Source organism: Xenorhabdus bharatensis, assembly GCF_037996705.1.
Lineage (GTDB): Bacteria > Pseudomonadota > Gammaproteobacteria > Enterobacterales > Enterobacteriaceae > Xenorhabdus > Xenorhabdus bharatensis.
Map to the genome: position 1 here is coordinate 13,033 of NZ_JBBMXG010000002.1, position 11,604 is coordinate 24,636.

At 43.3% G+C, this 11,604-nt stretch carries 13 protein-coding genes; 11 read left to right on the plus strand and 2 right to left on the minus strand.

What is annotated here, in order from left to right; translation table 11 throughout:
• Window positions 1-33 precede the first annotated feature (33 nt).
• The 6 genes from cysN to truD all read left to right on the plus strand — a co-directional run bounded on the left by cysN (window position 34) and on the right by truD (window position 5,014).
• Window positions 34-1,476, plus strand: coding sequence for a sulfate adenylyltransferase subunit CysN (gene cysN, locus AAC855_RS01760; protein WP_340607927.1), 1,443 nt, complete (start codon window positions 34-36; stop codon window positions 1,474-1,476).
• Complete coding sequence (cysC, locus tag AAC855_RS01765) at window positions 1,477-2,121, plus strand: adenylyl-sulfate kinase (RefSeq protein WP_340607928.1); 645 nt, start codon at window positions 1,477-1,479, stop codon at window positions 2,119-2,121.
• Window positions 2,122-2,313: 192 nt separating this feature from the next.
• A complete protein-coding gene (ftsB, locus tag AAC855_RS01770; RefSeq protein ID WP_340607929.1) occupies window positions 2,314-2,634 on the plus strand; it encodes a cell division protein FtsB in 321 nt (106 codons plus the stop codon).
• 72 nt (window positions 2,635-2,706) lie between these two features.
• Window positions 2,707-3,492 (plus strand): 2-C-methyl-D-erythritol 4-phosphate cytidylyltransferase, encoded by a 786-nt coding sequence (gene ispD, locus AAC855_RS01775; RefSeq protein WP_340607930.1) that lies wholly within the window; start codon window positions 2,707-2,709, stop codon window positions 3,490-3,492.
• Complete coding sequence (ispF, locus tag AAC855_RS01780) at window positions 3,489-3,962, plus strand: 2-C-methyl-D-erythritol 2,4-cyclodiphosphate synthase (RefSeq protein ID WP_086955344.1); 474 nt, start codon at window positions 3,489-3,491, stop codon at window positions 3,960-3,962. Before ispD ends, ispF begins: the two co-directional genes overlap by 4 nt.
• A 2-nt stretch (window positions 3,963-3,964) precedes the next feature.
• A complete protein-coding gene (truD, locus tag AAC855_RS01785) occupies window positions 3,965-5,014 on the plus strand; it encodes a tRNA pseudouridine(13) synthase TruD (protein ID WP_340607931.1) in 1,050 nt (349 codons plus the stop codon).
• Between the two features lie 83 nt (window positions 5,015-5,097).
• Here truD and AAC855_RS01790 read toward each other — a convergent pair whose 3' ends face one another.
• The gene (locus tag AAC855_RS01790; protein ID WP_340607932.1) at window positions 5,098-5,841 is read right to left on the minus strand and encodes an SDR family NAD(P)-dependent oxidoreductase; all 744 of its coding nucleotides are present in this window, start codon (window positions 5,839-5,841) and stop codon (window positions 5,098-5,100) included.
• Between the two features lie 357 nt (window positions 5,842-6,198).
• On the opposite strand from AAC855_RS01790, the gene AAC855_RS01795 reads away from it, so the two are divergent.
• The 5 genes from AAC855_RS01795 (at window position 6,199) to rpoS (ending at window position 10,709) form a co-directional block, all read left to right on the plus strand.
• Entirely contained in the window at window positions 6,199-6,777 is a 579-nt protein-coding gene (locus AAC855_RS01795) for a P-loop nucleotide/nucleoside kinase family protein (protein ID WP_340607933.1), read from the plus strand.
• A gap of 275 nt (window positions 6,778-7,052) precedes the next feature.
• Window positions 7,053-7,817, plus strand: a complete 765-nt coding sequence (gene surE, locus AAC855_RS01800) for a 5'/3'-nucleotidase SurE (RefSeq protein WP_340607934.1) — start codon at window positions 7,053-7,055, stop codon at window positions 7,815-7,817.
• Complete coding sequence (locus AAC855_RS01805) at window positions 7,811-8,437, plus strand: protein-L-isoaspartate(D-aspartate) O-methyltransferase (RefSeq protein ID WP_340607935.1); 627 nt, start codon at window positions 7,811-7,813, stop codon at window positions 8,435-8,437. The genes surE and AAC855_RS01805 overlap by 7 nt, the downstream gene beginning before the upstream one ends.
• Window positions 8,438-8,592: 155 nt before the next feature.
• Window positions 8,593-9,660 carry a murein hydrolase activator NlpD gene (gene nlpD, locus AAC855_RS01810; protein ID WP_340607936.1) on the plus strand — a complete coding sequence of 356 codons (1,068 nt, stop codon included), beginning with the start codon at window positions 8,593-8,595 and terminating at the stop codon, window positions 9,658-9,660.
• A 53-nt stretch (window positions 9,661-9,713) separates the two neighbouring features.
• Entirely contained in the window at window positions 9,714-10,709 is a 996-nt protein-coding gene (gene rpoS / locus AAC855_RS01815) for an RNA polymerase sigma factor RpoS (RefSeq protein WP_099111078.1), read from the plus strand.
• Window positions 10,710-10,793: 84 nt separating this feature from the next.
• Here rpoS and miaE read toward each other — a convergent pair whose 3' ends face one another.
• Window positions 10,794-11,588, minus strand: coding sequence for a tRNA isopentenyl-2-thiomethyl-A-37 hydroxylase MiaE (miaE, locus tag AAC855_RS01820; RefSeq protein WP_340608255.1), 795 nt, complete (start codon window positions 11,586-11,588; stop codon window positions 10,794-10,796).
• Between the last annotated feature and the right edge of the window lie 16 nt (window positions 11,589-11,604).

An 11,604-nucleotide genomic window follows, 5' to 3' on the forward strand; every position in this document is an offset into this window, starting at 1 on the left:
GGCACAGCATTATTTTTTGAGGGGAGTATAAAGATGCCGGCACTCGCACATAATGAGGTTATCGCCAACCAAATCAGAGAGCAGGGTGGTGTTGAATCCTATCTGAGAGCACAGCAGGAAAAGGGGCTACTGCGTTTTCTGACCTGCGGCAGTGTTGATGATGGCAAAAGCACGTTGATTGGTCGCTTGTTACACGATACCCGTCAGATCTACGAAGATCAGCTGGCGACTTTACAGAATGACAGTAAGCGGCTGGGCACTCAGGGAGAAAAGCTGGATCTGGCGCTTTTGGTTGATGGCCTTGCGGCTGAGCGGGAGCAAGGGATTACTATAGATGTTGCCTATCGTTACTTCTCCACGGAAAAACGCAAATTTATCATCGCGGATACACCGGGGCATGAACAATATACCCGTAATATGGCAACAGGGGCATCAACCAGTGATCTTTCTATTCTTCTGATCGATGCGCGCAAAGGTGTACAGGAACAGACTCGCCGCCATAGTTTTATCAGTACGTTGCTGGGGATCCGCTATCTGGTGGTGGCAGTAAACAAAATGGATTTGGTGGAGTACCGGCAGGATGTTTTCGATCAGATCAAACAGGATTATCTGGATTTTGCCAGCCAGTTGCCCACCGATATGCAAATTTATTTTGTTCCTCTCTCTGCACTGGAAGGGGACAATATCGTCAGTCACAGTGAGAAAATGCCGTGGCACAGTGGATCAACTTTGCTGGATCTCCTTGAAACAGTAGATGTACAGAAAAATGCGTCAGAGCAGCCTCTGCGTTTCCCGGTGCAATACGTTAATCGTCCTGACCTTGATTTTCGTGGTTACAGCGGCACATTATCATCGGGAATTTTACGTCAGGGGCAAAAAATTAAAGTGATGCCATCAGGCCGGGTTTCCACGGTAGAGCGGATCGTGACTTTTGATGGTGATTTACCTTTTGCTGTACCGGGGCAGGCGATCACTATTGTCCTGAAAGATGAAATTGATATCAGCCGTGGTGATCTGTTGGTTGCAGTTGAAAACCAAATGACGGTAGCGCGCCATGCTCTGGTGGACGTTGTCTGGATGTCAGAAAAGCCGCTGATTCAGGGGCAAAGTCTGGATATCAAGGTAGCAGGTAAAAAAAGCCGGGCAAAAATTGATAATGTCCAGTATCAGGTCGATATCAACAATCTGACTCAGAAAGTCGCGGTTGAACTGCCGTTAAATGCTATTGGGCTGGTGGAGTTTTCATTTGATGAACCGTTGTTGATTGACCGTTATCAGCAAAGTGCGGATACCGGTGGCATCATTTTGATTGATCGACTGACTAACGTTACCGTTGGTGCTGGGCTGGTGCGGGAAATTCAGACTGATGTCTATCAAGAGCCGCACGAATACAGTGAGTTTGAACTGGAGTTCAACCGGTTGGTGCGCCGCCATTTCCCACACTGGGGAGCACGTGATTTATTGGGAGGGAAGTAATTGGTTCAGGTCAGGGAGAATTCTCCTAATATTATTTCCCATAATGCGGTTTCGCCTAATGTCGTCTGGCATTCACATTCTGTGGGCAGACAACAGCGGGAAGCTGTGAATGGGCATCCGGCTTTGGTTATCTGGTTTACCGGTTTATCGGGTTCAGGCAAATCAACACTTGCTGGAGTCTTGGAACAAGCGCTGTTTTCACAGGGGATCAAAACCTACTTATTGGATGGGGATAATCTGCGTCATGGGTTATGCAATGATTTAGGTTTTTCTGAAGCTGATAGGCAGGAGAATATCCGCCGTGTGGGCGAAGTTGCGAAACTGATGCTTGATGCCGGGCTGGTGGTATTGACGGCCTTTATTTCTCCCAACCGTGCTGAGCGGCAAAAAATACGGCAATCCATGGCGCCAGAGCAATTTATTGAAGTATTTGTCGATACACCTCTGGCAATTTGCGAATCCCGTGATCCGAAAGGCTTATATAAGAAAGCTCGAGCCGGAGAAATCCTGAACTTTACCGGCATTGATTCCGATTATGAGCCACCAGAACACCCCGAGATTCATTTAGATGGAGCACAATCCATTGAGTTATTGTTGGGAGAATTACTTATTTCGCTCAACGAAAGAAATATTCTGACTCCCTGAGATCCCATTTTTATTTTCCATTTTCTGAACACATTTCCCGGACAAAGTAAAAACACATTATTGCGAGTCAGGTAATGTGTTTCTACACTCATGTCACTCAGTATTCTTTTGTGATCCATTTGCGATTCGTTTGTGATAGTGGCGTCATCCCCTGAGTTATGGGATGATTGGCGGGTTTTTCAGGGGGCGGAAATGGGTAAACTAACGCTACTATTACTGGTTTTACTTGGCTGGTTACAGTATTCGCTGTGGATCGGCAAAAATGGTATTCACGATTATATGCGGGTTAAGGATGAGGTTGCAAAGCAAGAGAAGGACAACCTTTTTCTGAAATCGCGTAATGACCAGCTATTTGCGGAAATTAAGGATTTGACAGGCGGCCAGCAAGCAATTGAAGAACGTGCCCGCAATGAATTAGGTATGATTAAACCCGGTGAGTCTTTTTATCGCATGGTGCCGGATACAACGAAACAAAATGCACAACAGGCTTCGGGACAAAATAACGAGAAATAAAACAGTGAACAATAATTCAAATGAATTGCTCAACGCTTCACTCTCCTGCTGATATTTTTATAACTGAATTTTATGACTGAAATAGTTGCTTTAATCCCTGCTGCGGGTATCGGTAGCCGGATGAAATCGGAGTGTCCGAAACAATATCTCAGCATTGCCGAAAAAACGATTATTGAACACACACTCTCTGCACTGCTTGAACATCCCCGCATACAGCAGGCCATCGTTGTGTTACACCCTGCTGACAGACAATTTAACCAATTGCCTATCGCTTCTGATCCGCGTATTACAACAGTTATCGGTGGTGATGAACGCGCTGATTCGGTATTAGCCGGGCTGAATCATCTGGCTGGTTTGTCGCCGGAATGCCCGGGTTGGGTTTTGGTTCATGATGCAGCCCGCCCCTGTTTGCATCGGAATGATCTTGATAACTTACTGCAATTGCTTGATGAGAAATCGTCCTATTCTGTGCTGAGTAGAGGATCATCTGATGAAGGACGGTTTTGTGGGGGATTATTGGCCGCCCCTGTCAGGGACACAATGAAACGTATGATGGTTGCTTCTTCGGGAAGAATAGCTGAAACAGCGCCACAGGCAGTCGATCATACCGTTGATCGCAATGGTCTTTGGCATGCGTTGACTCCACAGTTATTTCCGTTGCTGTTATTACGTGATTGTCTGATGAAAGCCCTTGCCGAACAGGCCTGCATTACAGATGAATCTTCTGCGCTGGAGTATTGTGGTTATCATCCAGCTCTGGTCAACGGTCGGGCGGACAATATAAAAGTCACTCAGCCTGAAGATCTGGCTCTGGCTGAGTTTTACCTATCCCGAAAATCAAAGGAACGTATCGTATGAGAATTGGTCACGGTTTTGATGTACATAAATTTGGCGGAGAAGGGCCACTGATCATTGGTGGTGTCCGCATTCCTTATGAACAGGGGCTGATTGCACACTCAGATGGTGATGTTGCCTTACATGCTGCAACAGATGCTTTGTTGGGGGCGGCAGCATTGGGCGATATCGGGAAACTGTTCCCGGATACTGACCCGGCTTTTAAGGGGGCAGATAGTCGTGAGCTGCTGAAAGAGGCGTATCGCCGCATTCGTGAAAAGGGTTATCGGATAGGAAATCTTGATATCACCATTATTGCTCAGGCACCTAAAATGTTACCTCATATTCCCCAGATGCGCGTCAATCTGGCAGAAGATCTTGAGTGTCATATGGATGATATTAACGTGAAAGCAACAACGACTGAAAAATTGGGATTTGTAGGTCGTAAAGAAGGTATTGCCTGTGAAGCGGTTGCTTTGCTGGTGAAGGAATAAGCATGATATTAAGTGAATTACACTGGCTTTATGGGCGTCCGGAAGCCACTGGTGTTGTTAAATCGATTCCGGAAGATTTTATTGTCCGGGAAGATTTAGGTTTTTCTCCTGATGGAGAAGGTGAGCACTTAATGGTGCATATCCGCAAGACAGGATGTAACACGCAGTTTGTTGCTGATAACCTTGCCCGTTTTGCCAAAATACCTGCACGTTCTGTCAGTTATGCTGGCTTAAAAGATCGTAATGCGGTGACAGAACAGTGGTTCTGTTTGCATTTGCCGGGAAAACAAGATCCTGATCTGGCTGCATTTCAGCTTGAAGGGTGTGAAATACTGGCGACTGCTCGCCAGAAGCGCAAACTGCGCATTGGTACACTGAAAGGTAATGATTTTACACTGGTACTGAGAGAAATTTCTGATCGTCAGGCAGTAGAAAAACGTTTACAGCAGATAGCCCAGACAGGTGTTCCTAATTATTTTGGTGAACAGCGTTTTGGGCGTGATGGGCAGAATCTGGTGCAGGCGCAGCGTTGGGCCACAAATGAAATACAGGTTAAAGAGCGTAATCGCCGTAGCTTTTATCTTTCTGCCAGTCGTAGTGCGATGTTTAATGCAATCACCAGCATACGTATCGGACGAGGCGAACATCAGCAAGTACAAAATGGCGATGCGTTGCAGTTAACAGGGCGTGGTAGCTGGTTTGTGGCGGATGAATCTGAACTGACTGTATTACAGCAGCGGGTTATGGACGGTGAATTACAGATTACTGCACCATTACCGGGTGATAAGCCATTGGGAACGCTACATCAGGCGCTGGATTTCGAACAGCAATGTTTGCAGGATTACGAATCTCTTTGGGGATTGGTGAAACGTGAGCGTGTTGAAAGTGCTCGCAGAGCGATGTTAGTAAAACCGCTTAATCTGCATTGGGAATGGTTAGATGACCAAACGGTTACCCTGCATTTTGCTTTGCCATCGGGCAGCTTTGCCACCAGTGTTGTCAGAGAACTGATTAATCAGAAGCAAAACAATACGGCTGATATTTCCGAGTAATGATTATTGTCCGGGCATGACTTTAGATATTTCAAGTTGCAGCTTACTGACAAAGCCGCAACTTGAAAGTCGATGGGAGAATACTACTGTGCAGTATATCCACCATCGACAAGTAATGTCGTGCCGGTAATAAATGATGCATCATCACTTGCTAAGAATAATACGGCTTTCGCCACCTCTTCTGGTTTCCCTAAACGTCCCAGCGGGTGAAGCGAAATGAGCTGTTCTTTTAGTTCCTCGGGGATCTTACTTAAGAGCGGAGTGTTGATATAGCCGGGGCAAACTGTATTCACCCTGATATGATTTTTGGCATAGTCAATCGCTAAAGTCTGACTTAATAATTTTACGCCGCCTTTAGAGGCTGTATAAGCTGTAATGGCTTCGCGGCTGACAAAGCTGTGGATCGAACCACAGTTGACGATCACACCGCCTGATTTTTGTTTAAGCATTTCATGGATAACAAACTTATCACACAGAAAAACCCCGGTCAGATTCACATCGATAGTTTTCTGCCAGTTGGCAACTGTCAGCTTATCTGCACTGCTATCTATTGCTATCCCTGCATTGGCAAATAAGACATCAATGCGTTTAAATTTTTCAACTGTTTTCGAGACCATATACTTAATGCTCTCTTCGCTTGTGACGTCAGTTTTAATAAAAATACATTCATTGCCTTTTGTATTAAGTTCCTCAGCAACTTTTTTCCCGTGATCTGAGAAATCGGCAATCACAACATGGGCACCTTCGGCAGCAAATGCTTTTGCTGTTGCTTCACCAATGCCACTTGCTCCGCCCGTAATAATCACCACGCTATTTTGGAATCTCATATAAGCCTCTGTTATTCCTATTTAATGTAGATAATAACTCGAAAGTGGTATTAACTATTCTAGGTTAATATAATTACTCTGGTGAAAATTATTTTACGGGATAATATGGCTGATTATTTTTACGAGAGGATTGTTAAAATTATCTGAAAGTTAATCTGGTTATTGCAGTTGAAGTTTTCTATATTAATTTTTGGAGTGTATTTCACATAATTAATTGAAATTTATGGGTTGTCTTATTATTTCATACTTAACGGAATAAGGTGGATTATATCTAATCTAATTAGTGTAGGTCTCAAATAAAAATGCTCTTGCGAGTTAATAACCTTTATATTGCTCTGATTAATGGAAGGTAATTTAATGTATTCATCAAAAAGATCTTCATCTGAAAATACGCTTTGCCAAGATAAATCTATCTCTCAGGAAAAAACGACTCAGCAGCAAAAAGCGGTTTTTCACATATTATGTGGAAAAATTGCTTCGGGGAAATCGACCCTCTCTGCAAAGTTATCTCAGCAGCCAATGATAATTGTTATGAGTGAAGATAATTGGTTATCAACGCTTTATGGTAGCGACATGAAAACGGTGTCTGATTATGTGCGCTATTCGGAAAAACTCAGAATTGCGATGGAGCCACATTTAATCTCCTTATTAAATGCCGGGGTTTCCGTCATTCTTGATTTTCCTGCCAACACGATTGAAAACCGGAAATGGATGAAGAAAATCATTGATATAACAGGAGTCGAGAACTATCTTCATTTTCTTGATGTTCCTGATAGTGTTTGTCTGGCTCGTCTACACTTGCGCAACCAGTCTGGTAAGCATCAATTTTCGGTCACAGACGAGCAATTTTCGGCTATCAGCCGTGCTTTCGTCGCTCCTCAGAAAGAGGAAGGGTTTAATATTGTGCTACATGGTAATAAAGAGATAAATCTCTGAACAAAAGTGAGTGCAACCAACAAAGGTGCAACTTAAAAGAAGCTGAGTATAAGTATGCTCTTATTTAAGTAAACGGGATGCAAAGCGCTCCACAAAACTGCTTGCGTCATGCTAAGATCAAACGATTTTCTGGCTAACCCTGATGTTGTTTAAGCGAAGATTTTTAAGGCGCGAGCAGAATAGCACATAGGGAAGTGACGGTATTAATCTATGTTTTAACAAATACCATGTTTCAACATTTACCATTTTTTAAGTACATTTAATGAGATATTTTAATGCTTCGGATATTGCTGAGTAATGATGATGGTGTTACCGCCCCGGGTATTCAAACGTTAGCGGCCAAATTGCGGGAACAGTATCACGTGCAGGTTGTAGCGCCTGATCGTAATCGTAGTGGTGCATCGAATTCTTTAACTCTGGATCGTCCTTTGCGTATCAGCATGCTGAATAATGGTGATGTTGCAGTTCAGGAAGGCACTCCGACAGATTGTGTTTATCTGGGGGTCAATAAGTTAGTTCGTCCCCGCCCTGATATTGTTGTATCAGGGATTAATTGTGGCCCTAATCTTGGCGATGATGTGATTTATTCCGGAACAGTAGCTGCTGCGATGGAAGGGCGTCACTTAGGGTTACCCGCTCTGGCTGTGTCACTGGATGGTGACAAACATTACGAAACTGCGGCCGAAATCACTGTTCGTTTATTGAATATGTTACAAAAATTGCCATTGAGAGCCGATAATATTCTGAATGTTAATGTCCCTGATGTACCCATTGAACAAATCAAAGGGTTCAAGGTGACGCGGTGTGGCTGCCGAAGTGCAGCGGAAGAAGTTTATTCTCTGGAAGATCCTAAAGGTAATATGCTCTATTGGATAGGGCCACCGGGAGAAAAACACGATGCTGGCCCGGAAACTGACTTTGCTGCGGTAGAAGAAGGGTTTGTTTCCATTACGCCTTTACAGGTAGATTTGACCGCCTATAAAGCACAGGAGCTGGTAACGGATTGGCTGTTGAAAGTCGGGGATGTCGGAGCATGTTAAGTCGGTTAATGAAAAATTTGCTGACACAGCTACACCAGCAGGGTATCCATAATGAACACCTGCTGGAAGTGATATCCAAAGTACCCAGAGAAAGTTTTGTTGATGAGGCTCTGGCACATAAGGCATATGAGAATACCGCATTGCCCATCGGATACGGGCAGACTATATCTCAGCCATATATCGTTGCCCGCATGACTGAATTACTGGATTTAACGCCTGAATCTAATGTACTGGAGATCGGGACGGGGTCTGGTTATCAGACTGCGATACTTGCTCATTTAGCCGGACATGTCTTTTCTGTCGAACGGATTAAGGGATTACAGTGGCAGGCTAAACGCAGGTTAAAGCAACTCGATTTACATAATATCTCAACCCGCCATGGAGATGGCTGGAATGGATGGCCGTCAAAGGGGCCATTCCATGCCATCATCGTCACAGCAGCACCTCCAGAAATACCACAGGCATTGTTACATCAGCTGGCAGATGGCGGCGTGATGGTATTGCCCGTTGGTGAAAGTTCTCAGTCGCTGAAAGTGGTACATCGCTATGGGAACGATTTTCATAGCGAGGTGATCGAATCTGTTCGTTTTGTACCTCTTATTCAAGGTGAACTGGCATAATCTGCTGATTTATTTTTTTACCGCTATTTTTAAATTAGCAGTCATTTTTTTGAGATAAAAAAAAAGTATTTTGCCTTAAATATTTTTGTGAATCTTAATTTCTTTATAAATCATAATGCTTGTCGCTTATATTTGCCTTTATGGGGGAATAAGGTATGAAAGTAGGAAACTTAATGAAAAAAATACAGTGGATAATAATCTATACAATTGCAGGCACAATACTGGCTGGCTGTAGTAATACACCGAATCGTCCAGCCCCAATAGTGAGTGTGGATAATCAGGAAAAAAATAGAATAATATCCTCCCGACCCTCATCGATTTCGACTCCAATTCCATCGTCTCCCCCGGTAATTTCCAAAAATAGTACAACAGATAATTATCCTGCAAACGGTCAATATCCAGTTAGTCATGCTGGAAATAATAATTTACAGCAGGGAAGGATCGTCTATAACAGGAATTATGGGAACATTCCTAAAGGAAGCTATAACGGAAAAACTTACACAGTTAAACATGGAGATACTTTATTTTACATTGCGTGGATTACAGGTAAGGATTTTCGTGAGCTATCTCACACAAATGGCATTTCAGAACCTTATGGCTTAAATGTTGGCCAAGTCCTGAGAATTGGCAATGTAAACTCCAGTAATGGTGTATTGGTAGCATCAAATAGTACCCAATCTAAAATTGAGCGGGTTGATTTTCAAAAAGGTAATGCGTATCCTGCAAATATTGACAGGCATAATTCACAAAAAATGTTGCCAAGAGAAACAATTCCTGATAGTGACGGTGTCCCTTCAAAAGTATCGTCTGCAGCAGATTTAAATGCGAGTAAGGCTATCACGGGTAAAACTATCAATAGTTGGAGATGGCCTGCTGAAGGAAAAGTTCTTGACGGTTTTTCAGATTCTCAGGGTGGGAATAAGGGCATTGACATAGCGGGTAATCGTGGCCAACCCGTTTTTGCAACCGCCAGTGGGAAAGTTGTTTACGCCGGAAATGCATTACGCGGATATGGAAATCTAATAATAATAAAACATGATGATGACTACCTGAGTGCTTATGCTCATAACGATACTATGCTGGTGCGAGAGCAGCAGGATGTACAGGCAGGGCAGAAAATAGCAACTATGGGTAGCACCGGAACCAGTTCAGTAAGATTGCATTTTGAGATTCGTTACAAGGGAAAATCCGTAAACCCGCTGCGTTATCTTCCGCAGCGATAAACCGGGGCAGGAATCTGAACTCCTGTCCGCATTATCATGGGTAGGAGCAGCTGATGAGCCAAAGTACGCTTAAAGTTAATGAGTTGTATGAAGAGGCGGATTTAGACGAAAATGGCACGGAAGCCGATGACTTTGATGAAGCGTTGCTGAAAGACGAGGATGATTTAACCAGTTTTGATGAAGATTTGGAGTTGTTGCAAGGTGTTAACCAACGGGTTCTTGATGCAACCCAACTTTATCTCGGAGAAATTGGTTTTTCTCCTCTGCTGACAGCAGAGGAAGAAGTTCTTTTCGCTAGACGGGCATTGCGGGGAGATATTGCTGCGCGCCAACGCATGATTGAAAGTAACTTGCGGCTGGTAGTCAAAATATCCCGAAGATATAGCAACCGAGGATTGGCGCTTTTGGATTTAATTGAAGAAGGCAACCTTGGTCTTATTCGAGCAGTAGAAAAATTCGATCCTGAAAGAGGTTTCAGATTTTCTACCTATGCCACCTGGTGGATCCGTCAGACAATTGAACGGGCGATTATGAATCAAACTCGTACGATCCGTTTACCCATTCATATCGTTAAAGAACTAAATGTTTATTTACGAACTGCAAGAGAGTTAGCTCATAAATTAGATCATGAGCCAAGTGTCGAAGAAATTGCTGAAAAACTGGATAAACCAGTTGATGATGTGAGCCGTATGATGCGGCTTAATGAACGCATTACTTCAGTTGACACTCCGATTAGCGGGGATTCAGATAAAGCGCTGTTAGATATTTTATCTGATGAAAACGATTCTGGGCCTGAAACAACCATTCAGGATGATGATATGAAACAAAGTATTGTCAAATGGTTGTTTGAACTCAACGCAAAACAACGTGAAGTTCTGGCTCGTCGTTTTGGCTTGCTTGGATACGAAGCGGAAACTTTAGAGGATGTAGGGCGAGAAATTGGATTAACTAGAGAAAGAGTTCGTCAGATTCAAGTTGAAGGGTTGCGCCGTCTCAGAGACATTCTGCATACCCAAGGGTTGAATATCGAATCCTTATTCCGTACTTAAATTTTACACCTGAGATAAAGAGATAATTAAATTAAAAGGTGGGATAATATAAGGCCCACCTTTCTTTTATCTATCGGCATATTTTTAATTTACAGGTATACCGCTATGGAATTTAAAATCAGAGTCGGCTGACTGAATAAGTTCAGCTTCTATTTGACCAAAATATTTTACTCTTTCTGTAATATCATTTTTAGATATAGATTGAGCCAGTGTTAAATAATCCTGATAATGGCGTGCTTCTGAACGCAGCAGGGAAATATAAAATTTACCCAATTCTTCGTCCAAATGAGGTGCTAATTTAGCAAAACGCTCGCAAGAACGTGCCTCAATATATGCACCAATAATTAATTTATCCACCAGAGTATAAGGCTCGTGATTAGTGATATGCTGAAACAACGATCGGGCATAACGGCTGGCGCTGATGTTGTCATAGCTTATTCCTCTGGATTCCATAATCTCCAGCACCTGATAAAAATGATGTAGCTCTTCTTTAATCAGCAGCACCATTTTATCAATTAACGACTGGCTATAAGGTGACTTTTCCCGTGCAGTAATTTGTTTCGTAATTTGGCTTTTGCCCTTTAACGAATGAATATTGCCGATTTTTTTATAGGCAAAATCCTCATAGGGCTGAAACCATGCCAGCAGCGTATCCGCGCTCGTCGGATCAACTGCATATTTGCGGATCAGAAACATTGCGCTTTGCGCTGCTTTTAATTCACATAAAAGGTGATCACGCAGCAAAACCGGAAGGTTCTCCGGTTGCCGTGCTTTCTCCACCCATTGATCCGGCGTTTCACACTGTAAAAATTGATAAATGGGTTCTAACAGGCTGGTATCACCTTTTATGGGCAAGCCTGTTATTTTGCGCCCTGTCATTTGTAAATCCGTCATG